We start from the raw sequence: 22,722 nt of genomic DNA, 5'->3' as shown, positions 1-22,722 counted from the left end.
GCCTACTTGCGCCGGCGCACGAGATCGGAGCCGAGCGCCGCGCGTCCGGCGACATGGAACGCCGCTTCGAGCCCCCGCGCGAGCGTGCCGCCGTCCGGCGCCAATATCCGCATCACGAGTCCAGCTTGGTTCGGCGTAGGCGAAGCACCCGACAGGCAACCGCAGCCATCAACGATCTGGCCGAGGGTTCCAACATCGGGCAATTTGTCCGGCGGAGCGATCAGCACGACGCTCGCAGCGGCCGCCATGTCGCCGAGCGAGCCGGCGCGCGCCTCATTGCCCCGGATAGATCCGCGATCGAGCAGCAGAACGCGGCCGTCGGGACGCAGGATGCGCAGCCGGCTGGAGAACGATGCGAACGGCCGTCCCGCCTGCCGCGGGTCGTGAACGGCAAATCCGTCGGCCAGGAACAGCACCGCATCCTCCGCCACCGTCGCGATGGTGTCGAGGCACAGATCGGCGCCGGGAAACAGCACACAGGGATCGCTCGCGATCGCGCAGAACGCGCCCGGACCGACTGTGATGGATTGCTGCTGCAGCGTGCCGGCCTCGCGTCCGTCATGCACGACGGTGGACGCCTGCGTCGTCAGGTGAAACGCGGCATTGGCGGCAACGTCCACATCGAGCTTGAGGCGGTCGCCGGCATAGAGCCCGCCGGAGGCCGACTGCAGATAAAGCGTGAGCAGCTCAGGCCGCGCCGCGTCCAGATAGAAGCCGCGGGTGACGTGAAAGGGATAGCCGACATGCTGGCGCCGCAGCACGGTGCGGCCGCCGGCAAGGTCCGCGGCGAGATGCGCTTCGGCGCTGCGGCCGGAGTCAAATGCGGAAGAGGACAGCGGCAGAGATCGCATCGGCAACCGCCTCTATACCGGCACCGGCGCGCGCGTTGGTCGCAAGCACCGGCCGTCCGCCCCTCACCCGGACCGCCTCTGCTAGCATCGGTTCGAGCTCGACACCCACATATGGCGCAAGATCGACCTTGTTGACGACGAGGAGGTCGCAGCGGAGCAGGCCCGGCCCCTTCTTGCGCGGAATGTCGTCGCCGCCGGCGACATCGATCACGAACATCCACCAATCGACCAGGTCGCGCGAGAAGGTCGAGGCGAGATTGTCGCCGCCGGATTCGAACAGGATCAGCTCAAGCCCGGGAAACCGCGCTTCCAGATCGTCGCCGGCGGCGATGTTGAGCGTCGGGTCCTCGCGGATCACCGTGTGCGGACAGGCACCGGCCTCGACCGCGGAGACGCGCGCCGGATCGATCAGGCCGGAACGGCGCAATCGCTCGGCATCCTCCTTGGTCACGAGATCGTTCGTCACCACGGCAAAATCGATACCGCGGCGCTGCAGGACCGGGATCAGCGCCTCGATCAGCGCGGTCTTGCCGCAGCCGACGGGACCGCCGATGCCGACACGGGCCGCAGCAGGATTGGCGTGGGTTGCGGTGCGCTCTGCAGGGCGCAGCTTGTCGAGCATCGCATCACCTCAGCATATAGCGCCGCGCCAGCGGCAATTCGCGTGCCGGCTCACAGGTCGCAAGCGCGCGGTCGACGAAGACGTCGAAGGTTTCAGGGTCGACGGAGATCTTCGGGCAGAGATCGTTCCAAAGCATGTCGCGCTTGGAGAGCTTGCGCGTCCCCTTCACCGGCAGCAGTGTCTTCGACAGGCCGAGGGAGCCGGCGAGATCGCGCTCCAGCGCGAGCGGATGCACGAAGCAGGCCGACAGCGCCGCCGGCGCGCGGCCGAACGCGCCCCACTGCGGGCGCATCAGCATCGGCTCGCAGGTCATCAGCGAGGCCGCGCTGTCTCCCATCGCGCCCCACGCAATGAAGCCGCCCTTGATCACCAGTTCAGGCTTGATGCCGAAGAATGCAGGGCGCCAGACCACGATGTCCGCAAGCTTGCCGTCCTGCAGCGAGCCGACGTGGTCGGCGATGCCAAATGTCCTCGCGGCATTGATGGTGTATTTTGCGACATAGCGCCGAATGCGCGCGTTGTCACCAAAGCCTTCGCGATCTTCCGCCAGCGTGCCGCGCTGGTCCTTCATCTTCGAGGCGAGCTGCCAGGTGCGGCAGATCACCTCGTGGATGCGGCCCATGCCCTGGCTGTCGGAGCCGAGCATCGAGATCGCGCCGATGTCGTGCAGCACGTCCTCGGCCGCAATGGTCTGCGCGCGGATCCGGCTTTCCGCGAACGCCACATCCTCCGGAATCGCCGGATTGAGGTGGTGGCATACCATGGTCATGTCGAGATGTTCGTCGAAGGTGTTGACCGTGAACGGATTGGTCGGATTGGTCGATGACGGCAGGCAGTGCATCTCGCCGGCGACACGGATAATATCGGGCGCGTGGCCGCCGCCGGCGCCCTCGGTGTGATACATGTGAATGGTGCGGCCGCCGATCGCTTCCAGCGTGTTCTCGACGAAGCCGGATTCGTTCAGCGTATCGGTGTGGATCTGGACCTGGAAATCGTATTCGTCCGCGACGCGGAGGCAGGTGTCGATCGCGGCCGGCATCGAGCCCCAGTCCTCGTGCAGCTTCAATCCCATGACGCCGGTCTCGAGCTGCTCGACCATCGGCGGCACGCGATGCGAGTTGCCGCGGCCGAGGAAGCCGAAATTCATCGGCCACGCTTCGGCGGCCTGCAGCATCTTGCCGGTATTGAAGGGGCCGCCGGAATCGATGCCGACCGTGATCGGTCCGAGCGAGCCGCCGATCATGGTGGTGATGCCGCTGGCAAGCGCATGCTCGACCAGGCCGGCGCTGTCGAAATGGACGTGGACATCGATCGCGCCGGGCGTTGCGATCAGGCCCTCGCAATCGCGCACGGTGGTGCCGGTCGAAACGATCAGCCGAGGATCGACGCCGTCCATGATCGCTGGATTGCCGGCCTTGCCGATGCCGACGATGCGCCCGTTCCTGATGCCGAGATCGCCCTTGACGATGCCGATCACGGGATCGATCACCACGACATTGCAGAGCAGGAAGTCGAGCGCACCTTCGGCCGAGGTGATGCCGGCCATGCCGATGCCGTCGCGCAAGGTCTTGCCGCCGCCGTGCAGGCACTCATCGCCATAGACGGCGTAATCCTTCTCGACCACGGCCATCAGCGAGGTGTCACCAAGGCGGACGGAGTCGCCGGTGGTCGGCCCATAAAGTGCGGCGTAATCGCGCCGGTCGATCATTGCCACGGTTATGCCCCCCTGAAGTCGCGTGCTTTGGCTCGCGCCAGCGCGGCGTCCCGCACGGCCGGATCGGTGCCGAGGCCGTCGGTGAGGTTGTTGAGCCCGGTCAGTTCGCGGCGTCCGCCGAATTCGACCAGCGACACTTCCTTGGACGCGCCGGGCTCGAAGCGTACGGCCGTGCCGGCGGGAATGTCGAGCCGCATGTTGAAGGCGGCGGCGCGGTCGAATTCGAGCGCCTTGTTGACCTCGAAGAAATGGAAATGCGAGCCGATCTGGATCGGACGGTCGCCGGTGTTGACCGCGGCCAGCTTGACCTTGCGCCGGCCGGCATTGAGTTCGAGCTGGCCGTCCCGTACGGTGATCACGCCTGGATGCTCGACATCGGCGGCAGCACCCGGCGGAGGGCGGATCGGCTCATGCACCGTGACCAGCTTGGTGCCATCGCCGAAGACGCATTCGACCTGGATGATATGCATCATCGCGGCAATGCCGGGCAGCACGTCGTCGGTGGAGAGGATCGTAGAGCCATAACCGATGAGGTCGGCAACCGAGCGGCCGTCACGCGCGCCTTCGAGGATCTCGTCGGTGATGATCGCGACCGCTTCGGGATAGTTCAGCTTCAGTCCCCGCGCGCGGCGGCGGCGCGCCAGTTCCGCGGCATTGAAGATCGTCAACCGTTCCAGCTCCGTGGGCGTCAGCAGCATGCTATCTCACTCTCAATTGGCGAACAGCCGCAGGTCGGCCTGCGCGTGGCGCGCCGCGGCGACGTCGAGGAAGGGCGCAAAGCTTTCGAGCTCGAGCGGCGTTTCGTTCATCGTGAGCTGCTCGATCAGCGGCAGGCAATCAGCCAGCACCTTCTGCCCCTGCAGCGCACCGACCGCGCCAAGCCGGATGGCGGCGGTGATCAGGCCCGAGGCGACGGTGTAGCCGGAGGTCAATTGCGCCAGGTTTTCGTCGAGCCCGACCGAGGACCACACCGCGCCCTGCATAACCGCGATATGGCCGAGGCATTCGCCGGAGCGCACTACATCGCGCAGGATGGCCGCAAGATCGTTGCCGATCCGGGCATGCGACGCCAAAAACGACGCTCCGTTGCGGCGCGAGCCTACACGCAGGCTCTCGACCAGCGTCGAGGCCTCCACCTCGCGATCGACAGCGGCGATGACGGCGAGATCGCCATTGCAGCGGAAGGCGCGCAACAGCGCGACCCGGTCATAGCTGGCCCAGCGATGCTTCAGCGCCGCCGCTACCAGCCGTTTCAATTCGCGCGCGTCCAGCCCGTGGCGCAGGGCGACGATGCCCTCGATCCCACAGGAGAAGGCGAAGGAGCCGCTGGGAAACGCCCCATCCGCCTGCCATAGCGCGCGCAAGGTCGACAGCATCGTTTAATGACTTCGATCGTGGTGGTTGACGTGATGCCCATCGTGGCCGTCCTCCGATGCCGCATGATCCGGCACGTCTTCCTCCTCGTCTAGCACGCTGATGCCCACACGGCGCGAGGCGACCATGTCCTCCAATCGCGCGATGTAATCCTCCGGTCGGCCTTCGAGCGCCACGAACAGCACCTCGCCGCCGAAGCGCACACGCCAATGCAGATTGCCGACGTGATAACCGAGCTCGATCGCATCGGCGATCGAGCGCGGCTCGAGCTTCAGCCAGCGTTCGGTCGCCGCCCGCACGACGATCGCGCGGTCGTTCTCCAGCACGAGCACCGCGCCATCGAACAGTTTCTGGTGGCGCGGCAGTGCGATCGCAAGCTCGACGCCGCCGCGGGTGGTGATCAACAGCCGCCGCCGTGCCAGATCCGCCACGGGCACGTTGACGATATCGACTGCGCCGCTGTGCTCGAGCCGATGCAGCTCCTCGGACAATTCCGGCTCCAGCCGGCTACCGAGCACGCGTTCGATGCGCAGCATCGCAGTCTCCTTCCCACATCGTGCTGCAGGCTGTCACTTCGCCAGCAGCTCCTTCAGCTTGGCGTCGATGAAATCGACATCCGCAGGATTGGTGCCGGGACCGCCCGCGAAGTGGCCCCAGATCGAGGGAACCGGAACGAACTCGGCGTTTGGCATGTGCTCCACTTCGGACTGGCTGTCTTCCGGCGGAAAATAGAGGTCGGTCTGACCAGGCATGACATAGGCCTTGGCCTTGATCGCGCCCAGCGCCGCCTTGAAATCGCCCTTGTAGATTTCGTTGTCGCTGATATCGCCGTTCTGCCAGGTCCAGAGCATGGTCAGGAGATTGTTGGGATCCTTGGGCAGGAAGAAACCTTCCCAGAATGCGACCAGGAAGTCTTCCAGCGAGGAGTAACCAAGCGCCTCGAGATCGAGCTTCTCGCGATAGAATGCCTGGGAGAATCCCCAGCCGGCATAGACGCGGGCCGCGGCACGCAAGCCACGGGCGGGCTTCTCGGTGTACCAGCCTTCCTTCCAGACTGCGTCGGCGGTCAGCGCCGCCTTCACGCCTTCGAGGAAGACGAAATTGTGCCGCGAGCATTTCGCCGAGCCGCAGAACGGCGCGATCAGGTCCATCATGTCGGGGTAGAGCGCGCCCCAGTGGAAGGTCTGCAGCGCGCCCATCGACCAGCCGGTTACAAGGCGAATGTGCTTGATGCCGAACTTCTCGGTCACCAGCCGGTGCTGCACGCGCACATTGTCGTAGGCCGTCACCTGCGGAAAACGTGGGCCGTTATAGGGCTCGGGCGTGTTGCTCGGCGATGACGACAGCCCATTGCCAAGCATGTTCGGAATGATGATGAAGTATTTGCTCGGGTCGAGCGCGCGCCCCTCCCCGACCAGCCACTCATTGTCGTAGTGCTGGCCCGAATACCAGGTCGGATAGACGATGACGTTATCCTTCGCGGCGTTCAGCGTGCCGAAGGTCTTGTACGCCAGCTCGCAGCCGCGCAGCGTCGCGCCGCGCTGCAGCTTGACGTCGCCGAGGTCGTAGATTTCGTAGTCGAGAGTCATGACGGCGCATCCTCTCTTGTTTCATGGTTTGGCGTGCGCCGGCCGGTCATTCGGCCGGCGCCGCATCATACTCCAGTTCAGCGATGCGCGACCTTCTTGGCTGGGATGCCCTCGATCGGGCATTCCTCGGTGCCGACGGTCGAGCGGGTGAAGGATTCGACCATCTCGCGCGTGCCTTCCGGATCGGCGATCCACTTCGCATAGAAGTCGTAGGGGCAGGTTGCGACGCCGCGGTCGCCGTCGCCCGAATTGATCATGCCGGTGTAGCCGCGGTGGACCAGCTTGAAGAGATGATTCTGCGACTGGCCGTTCTTGCGCGCATCGCGGATCAGCGATTTCGAGAGCTGGGCATATTGCACGCCGTAATCCTCCTCGCCGCATTCGCCGAGCGTGCGGCCGTCGAAGCCGATGATCGCCGAATGGCCGAAATAGGAATAGACGCCATCGAAGCCGGCGGCGTTCGCGACCGCGACATAGACGTTGTTGGCCCAGGCCATCGCCTTGGCCATGATCACCTGCTGGTCCTTGGCCGGATACATGTAGCCCTGGCAACGCACGATCAGCTCCGCGCCCTTCATCGCGCAGTCACGCCAGATCTCGGGATAATTGCCGTCGTCGCAGATGATGAGCGAAACCTTCAGGCCCTTCGGCCCCTCGGAGACGTAGGTGCAGTTGCCAGGATACCAGCCCTCGATCGGCACCCAGGGCATGATCTTGCGATATTTCTGCACGATCTCGCCCTTGTCGTTCATCAGGATCAGCGTGTTGTAGGGCGCCTTCTTCGGATGCTCCTCATGCCGCTCGCCGGTGAGCGAGAACACGCCCCAGACCTTCGCCTTGCGGCAGGCTTCGGCAAAGATCTCGGTCTCCTCGCCCGGCACGACGGACGCCGTCTCATACATCTCCTTGGAGTCGTACATGATGCCGTGGGTGGAATATTCCGGGAAGATCACCAGATCCATGCCCGGCAGGCCAGTCTTCATGCCGACGATCATGTCGGCGATCTTGCGGGCGTTGGCGAGCACCTCCGCCTTGGTGTGAAGGCGCGGCATCTTGTAGTTCACGACGGCGACGCCCACCGTGTCGTTGCTGGAAGTAATATCACCGTGCAGCATATCGCTCTCCTTGCGGTTTTATGGTCACTGGTTCTTGGTCCTCACGCACCGTTGCCTGCCCCCCGCGACATCCAGCTCACACCGCCATGTGGCGGTGAACCAGCGTGTCGCTGAGCTCGCCGATCTCGCCCGACGCCACCACGCGCCCCTTCTCCATCATCGCGAAGCGATGCGCGGCGCGGCGGACGAACGATACGTTCTGCTCGACCAGGACGACGGTGAGCCCGACGTCCCGGTTGAGGCGGATGATGACGTTCTCGATCTCCTCGACGATCGAGGGCTGGATGCCTTCATTGGGCTCATCCAGCAGGATGATCTTCGGATCGGCGGCGAGCGCGCGCGCGATCGCGAGCTGCTGCTGCTGACCGCCGGACAGCACGCCGCCATTGCGGTCGAGATTGTCGATCAGATAGGGGAACAGCTCGGCCACTAGCGGCGGGATCTCGCGCTTGCCGTCGCTGCGGGCAAACGAGCCCATCAGGATGTTCTCGCGGATCGAGAAGTCCGGGATGATCTCACGGCCCTGCGGCACATAGGCGATGCCCGCCCGCGCGCGCTGAAAGGTCGGCTTGACGCCGAGGTTGTCGCCATCGAACCTGATCTCGCCGCCCATCCGGTCGGTCAGCCCCATCAGCGTCTTCAACAGCGTGGTCTTGCCGGTGCCGTTGCGGCCCATCACGGCGGTCACCTCGCCGTCGGGCACGTCGAGGCAGACATCGTGCAGGATGTGGCTGCGGTCATAGAAACTGTCGACATGGGCGAAGGCGAGCATCACGAGATCCCCTTCGATCCCAGATAGGCTTCGCGCACCTTCGGATTGTTCTCGATCTGCTCGACATTTCCCTCGGCCAACACCTGGCCGAGATGCAACACCGTGATGCGCTCGGCGATCTCGCGCACGAAGGCCATGTCGTGCTCGACTACGATGATGGTGTGACGGCCCCTGAGGTTGTTGACGATCTCCGAGGTCTTGTGCGTCTCGGCCTGGGTCATGCCGGCGGTCGGCTCATCCAGCAGGATGATCTTTGGGTTTTGCGTGATCAGGAGGCCGAGCTCGAGCCACTGGGTCTGGCCGTGGCTGAGATAGGCGGCGATGCGGTCCTGCTCCTCGATGAGGCCGATCAGTTCCAGCACCTCGTCGACATTGCGCTCCGCCTCCGCGCCGAAGCCGAAGCGCAGATTGGCGAACACGCCCGGCTTCTTGCAGCTCGCCACTTCGAGATTGCGACGGACCGTAAGCTCCTTGAACACGCTCGGGATCTGGAACTTCCGGCCGATGCCGGCGCGCGCGATCTTGTGCTCTTCCCAGTTGGTGATGTCGGTATCGTGCAGATAAACGCGACCGTCGGTCGACTTGGTCTTGCCGGAAATCAGGTCCATCAGCGTGGTCTTGCCGGCGCCGTTGGCGCCCAGCAGCACGCGCAACTCGCCGTCGTCGACCGTCATGGTCACGCCGTTGACGGCCTTGAAGCCCTCGAAATCCACGCTCAAGCCGTCGATGGTGAGTGCCGCCTGCGCCATCGCCTACTCCGCGAGCTGCGACGAGGTTTCGCTCACCTGCAACGCCTGCGGAGAGGCGGTGGGCTTGCGCGCCAATAAGCGGTCGATGAAGTCATGCGCGAGCCCGGCAAGGCCGCGCGGCAGATAGAGCACCACCAGCACAAAGATCAGGCCGATGATCGCTTTCCAGGCTTCGGCAAAGCCTTCGGTCTCGCTGACGGTCGCCGAAATCGTGTTGATCAGGATCGCGCCGATGCAGGCGCCCAAGATCGAGGCGCGGCCTCCGACCGCCGCCCACACCACCATGGTGATGGAGAACGTCAGGTCCATGAAGGTCGGCGAGGCGAACTCCGACACGATCACGTAGAGCATGCCGGCAAAGCCCGCGATTGCCGCCGAGACCGCGAAAAAGAAGGTCTGGTAGGCCGGCACGTCGAAGCCGAGATAGCGCGCCCGGTTCTGGTCGTCGCGCACCGCCTGCAGGATCAGTCCGGAGCGCGTATCGATCAGGAGCCGCGCGCCGACAAGGACCAGGCTGAGCGAGACCGCGACGAGATAGTAGGTGGGAACGATGTAAGGGTCGAACTCGAGGCCCGCGACATTGAACCAGCCGAGATCGGTAAGCCCGTTGAAGCCGTTGGTGACGGGCTGCGAGTCGATCACCACCAGACGAACCAGCAGCACCAGCGCCAGCGTGATGATGGAGACGAACACGCCGGAGATACGCTTGCGGAACACGATGGTGCCGAGGATCGTCGCGAGCAGCACCGGCAGGATCAGCCCCATCGCAACGCCGAACCACTGGCTCTGGAACGGCAGCCACAGGAATGAGGCCTTGTTAATGCAGCAGAGCTCGGTCGGCGCGCCCGGCTCGGCGTTCCACAGCATGAAGTCCGGTACCGGCTTGTCGGAACCCTGCTGCAGGCTGGTGGTGCTCGCGAGCTTCAGCGACATCGCCAGCATGTAGGCGCCGGCGCCGAAGAACAGGCCCTGGCCGAGATTGAGGATGCCGGCATAGCCCCAGGACAGCGCGACCGCGACGCCGAGCATGCCGTAGACGAGATACTTTGCGGCGCGGTTCAGCCAGAACGCATCCATCACCAGCGGCAGGAGCATCATCAGCACCACGAACGCGGCATAGATCGCCCAGTCGATCTTGCGTTTCACCGGCATCGTCAGCGCCCCTTCAGGGCAAACAGCCCCTTCGGCTTGAGCACGATGATGGCGATGACGACGCCGAACACGACCGCGCGCGCCAGGATGTCGTTGGTCGCGGCCGCGACGAGGCCGTTGATCTCGCCGAGGATGCCGGCTGACAACACCGACCCGAGCAGACTGCCGACGCCGCCCATGACAACGACGAGGAAGCCGTCGACCACCATCGACGTGCCCATATCGGGAAACACCGTCTTGAAGCCCGACATCATCACGCCCGCGACGCCCGCAAGGCCTGAACCAAACGCAAACGTCAGCGCGTTGACGCGGGTCACGTCGATGCCGCAGGCCGCCGCCATCTTCGGATTGCGGATGATGGCGCGCACCTGCGTGCCCGTCGAGGTGCGATAGATGATGAACCAGGTCACGAGCGCGAGGATCACGGTCACCAGGATGATGAAGGTGCGGTAGCGGTTGATATCTGCGCCAAGGATCGAGAACGTGCCCTGCAGGAACGGCGGCACGGCGACGTTCTGCAGGCCCGGCCCGAGGCCCTGGACGTGGATGCCGAGAAACGACAGGCCGAATTCCAGCCGCACCGCCTGCTGGATCAGGATGGCGATGCCCCAGGTCGCGAGCAGCGTGTCGAGCAGGCGGCCGTAAAGCCTGCGCACCACGACGCGCTCGATCAGGAGGCCGAGCAGCGCGGTGACGATGAAGGCGAGCGGAATCGCCACGAAAATATTGGTGCCGAACCAGATGCCCGAGAGCACCGTGACATAGGCGCCGACCATCACCATCTCGCCATGGGCCATGTTGATCACGCCCATCGCGCCATAGGTGATCGCAAGGCCAAGGGCGACCAGAAGCAGGATCGACCCGAGACTGAGACCGATAAAAAGAACTTCGAGCATGCCACCGTCCCACCCTCCACCGCGCGCAAGCACGCGCGGCGGAGGCTGTGCCTCGATCAGGTTTTCAGCTTGGCCGTATCGAGCCCCTTGCCTGTGCAGAACAGGTTGGTCGGGGTCTCGCCATAGGCGACATAGGGCAGCGGCACGACCGGCTCCTTGTAGGCGTCGATGATCTTGCCCTGCCCGTCCGGGAGCCACTGCGCGATGCGCGGCGTGAGATAGGTGTGCAGGTTCTCGGGATCGATCTTCACATGGCCGTTGGGCGCATCGAACTCCTGTCCCTTCACCGCCTCGCGGATCGCGACCGGTGTGATCTCGGCGGCTTTCTCGGCCGCCTGCTTCCACAGGAAGGCCTGGAAATAGGAAGACTCCAGCGCGTGGTGGGTCACCGCCTTCGGATCCTTCACGAAGGCGCGGTAGCGCTCGACAAAGGCCTTGTTGCGGTCGGTGTCGATCGCTTGGAAATACGGGAACGAGGTGTAGCTGCCGACTGCATATTCCGCGCCCATCGCCGCGATCTCGATCTCGGAGGTCACGGTGGCGCAGATCGGCAATTTGTCGTGGGTGAGGCCCTGGTTCTTGTATTCGCGGTAGAAGGCGACCACGGAGTCACCGACCACGTTGGACAACACGACGTCGCAGCCCGAGCTCTTGATCTTGTTGACCATGGAGCCCCATTCGGAATGGCCGAGTTCGAGATATTCGTCGGCGATCCATTCGCCGCCGTTCTTCTCGATCAGGATCTTCGAGACCTTGGCCATCTCGCGCGGATAGATGTAGTTCGATCCGACGATGAAGAATTTCTTCTTGCCAAGCGTCTTGATGATCCAGGGGATGAAGTTCGAAAGCTGCTGGTTCGGAACGGCGCCGGTGTAGACGACGTTCTTGGAGCATTCGAAGCCTTCGTAATAAGTCGGATAGAAGTAGAGATTGTTGCGCTTCTCGAACACCGGCAGCACCGCCTTACGGCTCGCCGAGGTGTAGGAGCCGAACACGGTCGGCACCTTGTCCTGGATGACAAGCTTCGAAGCCTTCTCGTTGTAAGTCTTGGGATCGGAAGCGCCGTCCTCGACGATCGCCGTGATCTTCATGCCCTTGACGCCGCCGGCGGCATTGATCTCGCTGATCGCCATCAGCGTCGCGTCATGCAGCGATTTCTCGATAATCGAAAGACCACCGGTCAGAGAGAACAACACGCCGACCTTGACCTCGCCTGCCGCACGCGCGCCGGTCTGAAAGACCCAAGGCGACGTGATCACCGTACCAGTCGCGAGCAAGCCATTCCTCAAAAACCTCCGTCTGTCGATCGCCATACCTATGCTCCCCGTGTGTCCAGGCGCACCAAGCCGTTCGCGCCGAAGCGCGTTGTTTCGAAGCCAGAAAAATCCCAGATCAGGACGCTCCCCCGAAAACGCTAATGCGTCGGCGGCGGATATCGACCCCACAAAGCAAAAAAGCCCGACAGACCCTCGCGGATCTTTCGGGCTTACCTAGCCTGAGCCGAACCAGCAGCATCGATGGTCCAGCAAAAGTCGCGAGAAGGATTTCCTCTCGCGACACCATAAAAGCTAATCACCTTTCAAACGGTATTGCAACAGCTCATTTGCGTGGATGATCGCGGCCGCCATCTCGTCCATCGACAGACGTTTCGACATCGCTTGTCTGCGGATCGTCTCGTATGCTTCCGCTTCGTTCAATCCCTGGCCATCCATCAGAATGACCTTCGCCTTCTGGATACGCTGGATACCGGCGAGCTTGCGCTCAAGCTTGCGCACGCGTTTCTCGGCCTCGCGCCGCTCGAGCCACAGACTGCGCGCGATCGTCAGATTGGTGAGCAGGCCGAACGGCCTGATCGGTCGCTCGATCACTGCGACTGCGCCGGCTTCGAGCACAAGCTGGAGCGTGGATGGATCCTCGTAACTGACCACGGCGATCAGCGTCGGCCGGTGGTTTGCATCCGACTTCAACAGCCGTTGGATTTCCTCGCGCACGTCGTGCTCGATCGCGAGCAGCACGATATCGGCGCCTTCCGCCCAGCAATCCGGCACCGGCCACTGGGTCTCGACCATGCACCCGATACGGCGCAGATGCTCGACCAGCCTGGTGCGCTCGGTGTCGGCCGGATGCACGACGTGAACCCGCAATCCCCGCAAGTCCCGAAGAATTTGGATGGCCACGTCCAGTTCTCCGTTACGGGATGCTTATGAGTGGAGCACCGGCAGCTCGACTGACCAATCGTCGAGGCTCTGGACGACACAGTAGGGATCGGGCTTCACCCGCACGCCGGGATTCCAGACCGTCTGGAAGCGGCCATGCCGGTCGAGCCGGGCGATCCGCGGCCACAGGAAGGTGTGGTTGTTCTCCGGATCGACCCTGACGCGGCCCTGCGGGGCGTCGAATTCGGCGTCGCGCAAGTTTCCGAGCACCTGTTCGGGATCGTCGGAGCCGCATTTCGCGACCGCGCGAAACGCCAGATGAAGCTGGAAATAGGCGGCCTCGGCGCAGGCGGTGACGGGAGCGTCGGCACCGTACTTCTCCTTGAAGCTGGTGACGAAGCGCTTTGCCGCCGGCGAGGAAAGCGTCTCGAAGAAGGGAGCTGCGGTGATGTGGCCTTCGGCAGCTTCGGCACCCATTTCCGCAACCTCCGCTTCGCTCGTGGTCAGGCTCGCGATCGGCATGCGCGCCGAATCGAAGCCGGCCGCGCGATAAGCGCGATAAAGCACGGACGTGCCGCTGCCGACCACCGTGGAGAAAATGACGTCCGGCGAGGTCTTCTTGATGCGGTGGATGACCTTGTCGAAATCGTCAGGGGTCGGGCGCAGCGGCACGTAGATCTCGTCCAGCACCTTGCCCTTTCCCTGCACCACGAAATCGGCCATCACGCGGTTCGATTCATAGGGGTAGACGTAGTTCGAGCCGACGAACAGGAATCGGTTGTAGGCCGACAGCAGGAATTTGGCGAGTTGCAGCGAATTCTGGTTGGGCGCAGCCCCCGTATAGATGCAGTGGCGCGAATATTCGAAGCCCTCATACAAGGTAGGATAGAACAGCAATCCGCGATGCGCCTCGACCACCGGCAGGACCGCTTTGCGCGTGCTCGACATGTAGCAGCCGAACAGAAGCCTGATCCTGTCCACCTGGAACAGCCGCTCGGCGAAGGCGCGAAATTTCTTGGGATCGGAGGCAGGGTCGTACAAAATCGGCTCGATCGGCCGTTCCAGAATGCCTCCTCTCGCGTTGATTTCCTCGATCGCCAGCAAGGTGGCATTGAGCTGCGTCCGCTCGATCGTCGATGTGACGCCTGTTTGCGAAAACAGGACGCCGACACGCCACGCACCGGCACTATTCTCCATCAAACCCATAATGATGCAAACTGCTCCAGGTTCTCGGCGACTTCATTGTCCAAGGGGAGCAGCTTATTACCGATCTGTTCGAAAAGGAAAGTGGCTGGTCTGCCAGAAATGCCTGGTGCATTGTTCGTGCTACTCTCTCGACTGTAGGATCATCGACGTGATGAAATCGTCCAAATCCAATTCGCGGACACATTATTCTAACCAGAGACCGTCACGCGCCACCACCAAGCGTAAGGAATTGTAGGTTGGCGTGCGAGATCGTAGCCCGTGTTTGCGAGCCCGCTACGCCGCGAAGCCCACTCGGCGTCCAATGTGGAGCTTTGGTCCGCTTTACACACCAGGAGCGAACGAACCGCAGCTTCTTACTCGCACTCAAGGAAGCTCTTTCTCGAGGCTCGCAAACCGGCCACTCCAGTAAAGCAATGGCGAAGCTCCTGTTTCCCGGGCCGACACAACCCGCCCCACGAAGATCGAGTGCGTTCCCGATTTCGTTTGCGATTCAAGCAGGCATTCCAGGCTGGCCGCGCATCCTCCCAGAATTGGCACTCCTGTCCGCCCCTGGTGATGCTCCACGCTCTCGAGCGGCTCGTCCGGTCTCGAGGCAAAATGCTGCGCCAGCGGCAACTGGTTCGACGCCAGCACATTCACTGCGAAAACACCTGCCTCTTCGATCAGCGAGTGCGAACGATTGGCCTGGTTGATGACGACAAGAATGCAAGGCGGCGAGGCCGAAACGCTACAAACGGCGGTTGCCGTCATCCCGTTCGTCACGGAATCCGCCCGGCTCGTAATGACGGTCACGGTCGAGGCAATGCACCGCATGGCCGCCCTGAATTGCTCGGCATCGACCGAGGAAAGTGACAGGCGTTTGTCGAGTTCGGACATCTACCGTCCTATGTTGCGACCAACCCGAGGTGAGATCGCAAAGTCCCCCCCTCATATTCGCTCCGAAAGAGCCCATTCTTCTGCAAGACAGGGACGACCTTCCCGACAAAATCCTCGAAGGTATCAGGAAGAAACGCGGGCGAAACCACAAACCCGTCCGATGCGCCTGACGTGACAATTTCCGCCATCTGCTCGGCAACATCCTTTGCGGTTCCGACCAGCCTTGGGCACATGACGCCCTGGCCATAGATACGACCGGCGTCCGCGATCGTGATGGATTTTCCAGCCGCGATGCTTTTCAATGCGGCCAGATTTCCCTGACTTCCCGACGACTGAAGCTGCTCGACACTCTCCTCCAGCGAGAAATGAGAGAAATCGGCATTGGCGTGGGCAGCGAGGGTCGAAAGCCCGACCAGCGGGTTGACCAGCGAATCGTGAAGATCTCTCTTTTCTTCCGCTTCGGCCCGGCTCTCGCCGATGAACGGCATGATCGCCATCAGTACCTTGCTGGCATCGGGCGTCCGGCCCGCATCGACAAGCGCGGTAGCGACGTCGCTCTTGAACGCTCGCATGCGCTCCAAGCTCGGCTGGAGCGCAAAGATCACCTCGGACCAGCGAGCCGCAAAAGCCTTGCCCCTGCCGGACGATCCCGCCTGGATGATGACGGGCCGTCCTTGCGGACTGCGCGGAATGTTCAGAGGCCCCCGCGACTGAAACCACCGTCCTTTATGATTCAGGTAATGAACCTTGCCGGGATCCGCATAGATTCCGTTTTCGCGGTCGAGCAGCAGGGCATCCTTGTCCCAACTGTCCCATAGGCCAAAGGCGACCTCCATGAATTCGTCGCCACGGTCGTATCGATCATCGTGCCCGAGATGCGGAACGTCGCCATAGTTTAGCGCCTCGCCGTCGTTCATGGATGTGACGACATTCCACGCCGCGCGGCCAGCGGAGATATGGTCCAGCGTCGCGAACTCGCGCGCGATGTTGTAGGGCGCATCGTATGTGGTCGAGCGCGTCGCACCGAGGCCGATACGGCTCGTCACCGCCGCAATCGCGCCGAGGATCGGCACCGGATCCATTCGCGTCGCATCCTGATCTGCATGGCGGATACCGGTCTCATGGCTCGCACCATATCGATCCGCAATGGCCAACCGGTCTGCGAAGAACATGAAGTCGAACTTTCCCCGTTCCAGCAGCCGGGCAATCCCGACGTAGTGACCGAGACTGAGAAAGTCCGTGCGATGCTTAGGATTTCTCCAGATTGCGTGGCTATGAACCACCGGCCCGGCGATCAGAAACCCGCAAAGGTGCATCCTGCTTGTTTTCGGCATGCGTCTCTCCCTCGGGGCGCAACACGCCGTCGCGCCCCCCGTTTCAACGATTCGATTGATCGACCTGTAACGTCAGGTCAGGCTACGATCTCCACGATCTGGTTCTTACCGGAGCGGATCACTTGGTGAACGAACGATCGGTTGAGCTGATCGCCACGATCGTTGAAGTCCACGGTTGCACCGGCGCCCACGAAATTGATCTTCTTGCCGGCGCGGACCATCTCGAGCGCGCGGACGATGTCGTCGACATTCTCCCCTGGCGGGTTGCAGACCTCGCGGATCGATTTAACCCACACCGCCGCTTCCGTAGATTTGGCGTGCTCCATCGCCAGCGCCGTTACGCATATCTGGTCGTGGGTATTTCCCGCGAACAGGAACACGGTCCCATCCGGAGCCCCCATCTCCTTGACGAACTTCTTGTACGCGGCCGATTCCAACGGCGGCCCTGGTTGAAGGTGATGGATGCCCTCGGAGACCTCGTTCGGAACGCTCTTGATGAAGGCGCCGTCGGCGTCGGCGCCGGTTCCGAGCGCAACAATTTTGGAGCGGAAGCCGCCGCGGTAGGCTTCCTTGGCGATCGCCACGAAATCCGTAAGCAGCGACGCGCAGAACACGCCGTCCGGCTCCGAGCCGAACGCCTTCTCCACTTCGGCGCGGTAGGACGCCTGATTGGGATTGTACATGACCACCTCGACGACGGTGCCGCCGCGCTTGGTCATTTCCTGCTTGAACGGCTCGATCATCGCGACCACGAACGGGTTCTGCTGCGCGAGAATGGCGACTTTCTTCAAATTGAGGCTCGTCATCACCTTGGCGCCGGCCGGCCCCCATTGCGAACTCTTCGCCTGGAAGCGATAGACAAGACCCTTGTTGTCGCCATCGGTGATGCCGTCGGCGGAGGCGGACACCATCTGCACCTTGCTGGCCGCCAGAATCAGCGGCTTGGCGGCGAGCGCTTCCGGACTGCCCCAGAAGCCGCCGACGACCTCCACCTTGTTGACGTCAAGCAGCTTGCGTGTTGCCGTGACGCTGGTTGTCGCGCTCGTCTCGGAATCCTCGATGTAAAGCTGAAGCTTGCGGCCGCCGAGAACGCCGCTGGCATCGTTGATCGTCTTCACCACGAGGTCCGCCGCCTTCTTCATATCGGGTCCATAGGGACCCGTGGCCCCCGTGAAGGGCAGCACCATTCCGATCGGAATCTCACCGGCCCCCAGCGCGAAGCCGGGCCTTACAGCGAGTCCCGCCAACGACACGCCCATCATGCCAACGAGTTGGCGCCGATTAAGCATCCAATCCGACTTCGTCATCATTCAAGCTCCTGTGTCTGGGATTCCGATTCCTGTCGTTCGAAAACCGCAAGCGCACGGCCGTCGTCGATCTGCAATGCGTCGTTGAAGCGGTTGAAGAATCCGGCAAGCGCGACGCGCAGCGTGAGTTCCACGATCTGACTGTCGCTGAAGCAGGCGCGGAGACGTTCGAACACGCCGTCCCGGATCTGCCCCGCCTTTTGCGTGATCAACGTGGCGTATTCGATCACCAGCCGGTCGGTGTCATCAAAGTCAGGATGATCGCCGGCAGGCAGCGTGGCGATCGCCGCATCCGAGATGCCCTCGATCCGGAGGACGGGAGAATGGCTCGCGACACAGAAGGCGCAAGCGTTGAGCTTCGACGTTACGACGATGGCAAGCTCGACATAGCGCCAGGGCACGCCACCCCGTACCTTGAGCTCCATCAGCATTCGGTAGAGATGATCGAGAGCGGGAGGAACGTGAGCGAGAATCGCGGCCTGATCCTGAAACGGCCCAAATTTGACGAACCGCTCATAGACCTCGGCGACGGGCGCAGGCAACGCGTCGGATGATAATGGGTGAACGCGCGGCATCAATGCGTCTCCTCGCTGTCCGGGAAAAAGTCACGAATGCGTTTGTGCGGCTCGGCCAGCAACCCCTGCGGACGCAGGAGCAGGAGAAGAATGATGCCGAGACCGACCAGGCCGAGGCGCAACGCGGCCAGTTGCACGCCATCGACGATGCTCAGCGTGTCCTTGAGGAAGCGCGTCGCCTCGATCAGGCTCATGATCGTGCAGGCGCCGATCAGCAAGCCGAGGTTCGATCCTCGCCCGCCGAGAATGACGGCCATGAAAGCATAGGCCGTGATGATGGAAGTGAACTGACCGGGATCGATATAGGTGAGATAGAAGGCGTGGAGCGAGCCCGCGATCCCCATCACGGCGCCGCCGACGGCAAACGCCTTGATGCGAAGCACCAGGACCGGCTTGCCTAGCGCGCTCACTACCGTGGGATCGTCGCGCACGGCCCGCAGCGCGCGGCCAAGCGGCGACCGCACCAGCGTTTCAAGCGCCGCGAACGTCAGGGCGACCAACAGCATCGCCAGCAACGGCAGGATCGTATCGTATTGCGCGGCTGGAATGATCGAGGACAGCGGACGCGGAATGTTTGCGATTCCCAACGCTCCTCCGGTCAGCCAATCCTCGTTGAGGAGCAGAATATTGATCACCTCGCCAAAGCCGATGGTGACGATGGCGAGGTAATCGTCGGCAAGACGTATCGAGAGGAACGCAAGGATCGTGCTCGCGGCGGCGCTTACAGCCGCCGCGAGCACCATGGCCGACAGCCATCCGACATGGGACACCGACAGAGCCGCAGTGTAGGCACCCAGCGCGACAAAGCCGACCACTCCGAAATTGACCAGGCCAGCCACGCCCCATTGGAAGTTGAGGCCCAGCCCAACGAGGGCAGCGACGGATACCAAGACGATGACGGTGGAGAGATAGACCATCATTTGCGCACCGCCTTTGCCCCGAACAACCCGCGCGTCCGCATGAGCAGCAACAGGAGAATGATCGCGAAGCTGACGATCTGTCGGTAATTGGTCGGCAAAACGAGTGTCGACAGTTCCTCGGCCAGACCGATCACGAGAGCGCCGAAGACCGCTCCAATCGGGCTACCAAGCCCGCCGAGAATCGCGGCGGCAAATACCGGAAGCTGATAGCTCCACCCGAGCAGCGGATCGACGGCACGGTCCAGTCCCGCCAGAACCCCCGACAGCGCCAGAAGCACGCCCGACAGCGCCCACGTGATGCGCGCGACCGTGTTTCGTTCGATGCCTCGGACCGCGGCAAGCGCTGGGTTGTCCGCCGTTGCGCGCATGGCGCGCCCGAGCGGCGAGGCGGAAAGCAGAAGCTGAAGGATGATGACGCAGAGAATTACGGTCACCGCCGTGACGATCTGCTCATGATTGATCCGCAGGCCGTTCCAGCGGATCGGTCGTGCAATTTCGACGTCGAAGTTGCGGGTGGAATTACCGAACACGAACCGGCATATGTTCTCAAGAACGAGCGAGAGGCCGAGCGAGGCGACCAGCAACGCGATCGAACCGGCGTCACGCAACCTTTCAAAGATCAATCTGTCGCAGACAATGGCCAGTCCGGCCGCAATAGTGGCGGCGACCGCCGCTGCGACAAACAGGGGCGCGCCGACCTGATGATTCATGACCCAGGCGGCATAACCTCCAAACGTCAGCGTCGCACCGACGGCGAAGTTCGGGAATTTCAGGATGCCGAACACCAAGGTGAGCGCGAGCGCCGGAAGCGCGAGCAATAGCCCGGAAACGAGACCGTTGATGATCAATTGGCCTAACATGCGCTACTGCATCTTTGCAAAGAACAGATCGGCCAGATCGGCATTCGATATGTCGGACGCGCGGGCCTGCAGGCTCTTGCGGCCGGCCACCAGCACCATCACCTCGTCGGCGATGCGCAGCGCCGCGGCCACGTTCTGTTCGACCAAAAGCACGGCGACACCGGCTTCACGTACGCGGGCGACGGCTTCCATCGTCTCGCTTACGAATTTCGGCGACAGCCCGGCGGTTGGCTCGTCGAGCAGCAGAACCTCAGGGTTGGACAGCAAGGCACAGGCGAACGCCAGCATTTGCCGCTGTCCGCCGGACAGATCCCCCGCAAGCGTCTTGGGCCTCCGGCCGATTTCCGGAAACAACGACAGCACCTGGGCTTCCTGCGCCGGGCCAACGCCGCTGCGGCCGCGCAGGAATTCCGTTGCGAGCTTCAGATTTTCCCGGATCGTCAGATTGCGAAAGACATTCTCTTCCTGGGGAACGTAGGCAAGCCCTGCCATGACGCGCTTCGCTGGCGACAGCGAGGTGACGGCCTCTCCCGTCACCTCGATCGATCCTTCCCGTGAACGCAGCAGGCCTGCCAGCGTCTTTACGAACGAGGATTTCCCGGAGCCGTTCGGGCCGATGACCGCGAGAATCGTCTCGGGCGGCTGATCGAGCGTGACCCCGCGCACAATGTCTCCGCCGCCAGGATATCCGGCGCGAAGATCGCGAATCGAAAGGGCCGGGATGATATCGTCCGGATTCACAGCGCCATCCCCAGATAGGCATCGATCACGCGTTGATCTGCCGTGACGTCAGCAAACGAGCCGGAGACCAGCGCCGTACCTTCCGCCATGACATGGACGTCGTGGCAGACTTCGCCGATCAGATGCATGTCGTGTTCGACCAGGGCGAACGAGACGCCCTCCGCATTCAGTTCCTTGATCAGCTGGATGATGTCCTTGAGCAGAGGCGGCGCCACGCCGGCCGCTGGTTCATCGAGCAGAATGAACTTGGGGTCGAGCAAAAGGGCGCGCGCGATCTCAAGCAGCTTCTTTTGGCCACCCGAAAGCGCAGCCGCGGATTGATCGGCGACGTGCCAGAGCCCAAGACGCTGCAATATCTCGCGCGCTTTGAGCGCGTTCTTTTGATCCTGCCGCTTGACCAGGGGCCGCGCGAACAATGCGCCGCCAATCCGCTCGCCGACCTGACGAGGCGGCGAAAGCAGCAGGTTCTCAAGCACGGTGAGACCGCGAAGCTCCCTGACAATCTGAAACGTTCGGACTAGACCGAGCGAAGCGATCCGATGCATCGGCAAGCCGGTCACGTCATGGCCATCGAACGCGACCGAACCCCGATCCGGATTCACCAGGCCAGTGATCGTGTTCAGCAGGGTGGTCTTGCCCGCTCCATTGGGACCAATGAGGCCAGTGACACGCCCCTTCGCAAACGAAAGCGAGCAATCGTGCAAAGCCGCGACACCGCCGAAGTGCTTGCTGAGATGCTCAACGCTCAGGAAGGCGCTCACCAGCCACGACTCCCCGGAACATCCGACATCACGCCTCGCTCGCGCGGGTCATGACAGCCCCAAACACCACCCCACCGCCCCTGATTAAAACTTGAACACATCCGCTTTTATAGTGTGCACGCGCAAATTTGATCCTTTGCGGACGTTAGATTGCGCCCTTCCTGCAAGCAAATTTATTGTGCTTCGCGAAAAGCAAAGTTCTATTTATGATCTGGCCATGGGTCGCCCGCTCGAGATCAACCTCCTTCGCACGTTCGTCATGCTCGTGGAGGAACAGAGCGTGACTCGCGTCGCGCGACGGCTCAATCGAACTCAGCCCGCGATCAGTCTTCAGCTTGGCCGCTTGAACGACGCAGTCGGACGTCCGCTGTTCGAACGAGACCTTCGCCACCCGCGTCTCACGCGGCATGGAGAGATGCTGTTGCCCTACGCGCGCCAGATGCTGAAGATGCACGATGATGCATATTCGCGTCTTTCGAGTGAAGAGATCGCCGGCCGCGTGACGCTCGGCTGTCCAGATCTCTATGCCGCATTCCTTTTGCCCGAGACGCTTGCAAGCTTCAGGGCCGCGTATCCCGGGATCGAGGTCACGGTCCGCTGCGCACTCAGCGCACAACTCTCCGAGGAAATTTCGGCCGGGCGACTCGACGTTGCCCTTGCAACGCGGATGCCTACCGTTCATCCCAATGTCTCAAGCATCACACTTCTGCGTCATGAGCCGCTGGTCTGGCTTGGCGCGAAATCGGGACGGGCGTTTCAGGAAAAGCCGTTGCCGCTGGCTCTGCTTCCCGAGGGCAATCTCTACCGGGACTACGCCTTGCAAGCGCTCAACAATGCGAGTCGGGCATGGCGCATTGCCTGCGTTTCGGAAAGCATCGCCGGGATGGAGGCGATGGCGCTCGCAGATGCGGCCGTCATTGTGCTCGCAGAGTCGGTCAAGGTTGCAGGATTGCGTCGCCTGACCGAACAGGACGGGATGCCGCCGCTGCCGCCTGTCGAACTCGTGCTTTGGAGGCGCAAGACCGGAGCGTTTCCGGCCGCAGATCATCTGGCCGCTCATATCGAGCGCGATGTTGGAACAAATCCGGCGCGTCGACGTCAAGCCAAACATGCCGAGGCGCTCTGAGCGGAAACATCAGCCCTGCCGCATGG

General features: G+C 62.6%; 24 protein-coding genes. 1 reads left to right on the top strand and 23 read right to left on the bottom strand.

Annotated features, from left to right (window positions below; translation table 11 throughout):
- Window positions 1–2 precede the first annotated feature (2 nt).
- The 23 genes from ACZYOF_RS03760 to ACZYOF_RS03650 all read right to left on the bottom strand — a co-directional run bounded on the left by ACZYOF_RS03760 (window position 3) and on the right by ACZYOF_RS03650 (window position 21,570).
- Window positions 3–851 (bottom strand): urease accessory protein UreD, encoded by an 849-nt coding sequence (locus ACZYOF_RS03760; RefSeq protein ID WP_463714849.1) that lies wholly within the window; start codon window positions 849–851, stop codon window positions 3–5.
- Window positions 817–1,473, bottom strand: coding sequence for an urease accessory protein UreG (ureG, locus tag ACZYOF_RS03755; RefSeq protein WP_463714848.1), 657 nt, complete (start codon window positions 1,471–1,473; stop codon window positions 817–819). Before ureG ends, ACZYOF_RS03760 begins: the two co-directional genes overlap by 35 nt.
- A 4-nt stretch (window positions 1,474–1,477) precedes the next feature.
- Window positions 1,478–3,187: an urease subunit alpha gene (ureC, locus tag ACZYOF_RS03750; RefSeq protein WP_463714847.1), complete on the bottom strand. Its 1,710-nt coding sequence runs from the start codon at window positions 3,185–3,187 to the stop codon at window positions 1,478–1,480.
- A 2-nt stretch (window positions 3,188–3,189) separates the two neighbouring features.
- A complete protein-coding gene (locus tag ACZYOF_RS03745; protein WP_130578424.1) occupies window positions 3,190–3,885 on the bottom strand; it encodes an urease subunit gamma in 696 nt (231 codons plus the stop codon).
- 12 nt (window positions 3,886–3,897) lie between these two features.
- Entirely contained in the window at window positions 3,898–4,563 is a 666-nt protein-coding gene (locus ACZYOF_RS03740; RefSeq protein WP_463714846.1) for an urease accessory protein UreF, read from the bottom strand.
- A gap of 3 nt (window positions 4,564–4,566) precedes the next feature.
- Window positions 4,567–5,097 (bottom strand): urease accessory protein UreE, encoded by a 531-nt coding sequence (gene ureE, locus ACZYOF_RS03735; RefSeq protein ID WP_463714845.1) that lies wholly within the window; start codon window positions 5,095–5,097, stop codon window positions 4,567–4,569.
- 33 nt (window positions 5,098–5,130) lie between these two features.
- Window positions 5,131–6,150 carry an alpha/beta fold hydrolase gene (locus tag ACZYOF_RS03730; RefSeq protein ID WP_282526987.1) on the bottom strand — a complete coding sequence of 340 codons (1,020 nt, stop codon included), beginning with the start codon at window positions 6,148–6,150 and terminating at the stop codon, window positions 5,131–5,133.
- A 77-nt stretch (window positions 6,151–6,227) separates the two neighbouring features.
- Window positions 6,228–7,265, bottom strand: a complete 1,038-nt coding sequence (locus ACZYOF_RS03725; protein ID WP_282526986.1) for an aliphatic amidase — start codon at window positions 7,263–7,265, stop codon at window positions 6,228–6,230.
- A 76-nt stretch (window positions 7,266–7,341) separates the two neighbouring features.
- A complete protein-coding gene (gene urtE, locus ACZYOF_RS03720) occupies window positions 7,342–8,037 on the bottom strand; it encodes an urea ABC transporter ATP-binding subunit UrtE (protein ID WP_463714844.1) in 696 nt (231 codons plus the stop codon).
- Complete coding sequence (gene urtD / locus ACZYOF_RS03715; protein ID WP_394566012.1) at window positions 8,037–8,786, bottom strand: urea ABC transporter ATP-binding protein UrtD; 750 nt, start codon at window positions 8,784–8,786, stop codon at window positions 8,037–8,039. Before urtD ends, urtE begins: the two co-directional genes overlap by 1 nt.
- A gap of 3 nt (window positions 8,787–8,789) precedes the next feature.
- On the bottom strand, window positions 8,790–9,938 hold the full coding sequence (gene urtC, locus ACZYOF_RS03710) for an urea ABC transporter permease subunit UrtC (RefSeq protein WP_463714843.1): 1,149 nt from the start codon (window positions 9,936–9,938) through the stop codon (window positions 8,790–8,792).
- Between the two features lie 2 nt (window positions 9,939–9,940).
- Window positions 9,941–10,834, bottom strand: coding sequence for an urea ABC transporter permease subunit UrtB (gene urtB, locus ACZYOF_RS03705; protein ID WP_463714842.1), 894 nt, complete (start codon window positions 10,832–10,834; stop codon window positions 9,941–9,943).
- Between the two features lie 56 nt (window positions 10,835–10,890).
- Window positions 10,891–12,147, bottom strand: coding sequence for an ABC transporter substrate-binding protein (locus ACZYOF_RS03700; RefSeq protein WP_130582702.1), 1,257 nt, complete (start codon window positions 12,145–12,147; stop codon window positions 10,891–10,893).
- Window positions 12,148–12,402: 255 nt separating this feature from the next.
- Window positions 12,403–13,011 carry an ANTAR domain-containing response regulator gene (locus ACZYOF_RS03695; protein WP_130582701.1) on the bottom strand — a complete coding sequence of 203 codons (609 nt, stop codon included), beginning with the start codon at window positions 13,009–13,011 and terminating at the stop codon, window positions 12,403–12,405.
- 24 nt (window positions 13,012–13,035) lie between these two features.
- The gene (locus ACZYOF_RS03690) at window positions 13,036–14,196 is read right to left on the bottom strand and encodes a transporter substrate-binding domain-containing protein (protein ID WP_463714841.1); all 1,161 of its coding nucleotides are present in this window, start codon (window positions 14,194–14,196) and stop codon (window positions 13,036–13,038) included.
- A gap of 363 nt (window positions 14,197–14,559) precedes the next feature.
- Window positions 14,560–15,072, bottom strand: coding sequence for a flavin reductase family protein (locus tag ACZYOF_RS03685; protein ID WP_463714840.1), 513 nt, complete (start codon window positions 15,070–15,072; stop codon window positions 14,560–14,562).
- An 8-nt stretch (window positions 15,073–15,080) separates the two neighbouring features.
- Window positions 15,081–16,388: an LLM class flavin-dependent oxidoreductase gene (locus tag ACZYOF_RS03680; RefSeq protein ID WP_245476694.1), complete on the bottom strand. Its 1,308-nt coding sequence runs from the start codon at window positions 16,386–16,388 to the stop codon at window positions 15,081–15,083.
- A gap of 95 nt (window positions 16,389–16,483) precedes the next feature.
- Window positions 16,484–17,713: an ABC transporter substrate-binding protein gene (locus ACZYOF_RS03675; protein ID WP_165421426.1), complete on the bottom strand. Its 1,230-nt coding sequence runs from the start codon at window positions 17,711–17,713 to the stop codon at window positions 16,484–16,486.
- Complete coding sequence (locus ACZYOF_RS03670) at window positions 17,713–18,288, bottom strand: carboxymuconolactone decarboxylase family protein (RefSeq protein ID WP_130582696.1); 576 nt, start codon at window positions 18,286–18,288, stop codon at window positions 17,713–17,715. The genes ACZYOF_RS03675 and ACZYOF_RS03670 overlap by 1 nt, the downstream gene beginning before the upstream one ends.
- Window positions 18,288–19,208 (bottom strand): branched-chain amino acid ABC transporter permease, encoded by a 921-nt coding sequence (locus tag ACZYOF_RS03665; protein ID WP_463714839.1) that lies wholly within the window; start codon window positions 19,206–19,208, stop codon window positions 18,288–18,290. Before ACZYOF_RS03665 ends, ACZYOF_RS03670 begins: the two co-directional genes overlap by 1 nt.
- Window positions 19,205–20,068: a branched-chain amino acid ABC transporter permease gene (locus ACZYOF_RS03660; protein WP_130582694.1), complete on the bottom strand. Its 864-nt coding sequence runs from the start codon at window positions 20,066–20,068 to the stop codon at window positions 19,205–19,207. The genes ACZYOF_RS03665 and ACZYOF_RS03660 overlap by 4 nt, the downstream gene beginning before the upstream one ends.
- Before the next feature lie 3 nt (window positions 20,069–20,071).
- Complete coding sequence (locus tag ACZYOF_RS03655) at window positions 20,072–20,809, bottom strand: branched-chain amino acid ABC transporter ATP-binding protein (RefSeq protein ID WP_130582693.1); 738 nt, start codon at window positions 20,807–20,809, stop codon at window positions 20,072–20,074.
- Window positions 20,806–21,570 carry an ABC transporter ATP-binding protein gene (locus tag ACZYOF_RS03650; RefSeq protein WP_463714838.1) on the bottom strand — a complete coding sequence of 255 codons (765 nt, stop codon included), beginning with the start codon at window positions 21,568–21,570 and terminating at the stop codon, window positions 20,806–20,808. The genes ACZYOF_RS03655 and ACZYOF_RS03650 overlap by 4 nt, the downstream gene beginning before the upstream one ends.
- Window positions 21,571–21,748: 178 nt before the next feature.
- Between ACZYOF_RS03650 and ACZYOF_RS03645 the strand changes: the two genes are divergently transcribed.
- Window positions 21,749–22,696 carry a LysR substrate-binding domain-containing protein gene (locus ACZYOF_RS03645; protein ID WP_463714837.1) on the top strand — a complete coding sequence of 316 codons (948 nt, stop codon included), beginning with the start codon at window positions 21,749–21,751 and terminating at the stop codon, window positions 22,694–22,696.
- Window positions 22,697–22,722 lie beyond the last annotated feature (26 nt).

The sequence above is a fragment of the Bradyrhizobium sp. LeoA1Lang genome, from assembly GCF_055413685.1.
The sequence above is the reverse complement of the archived record's forward strand: the minus strand, read 5'-3'. Positions and strand labels throughout refer to the sequence as shown.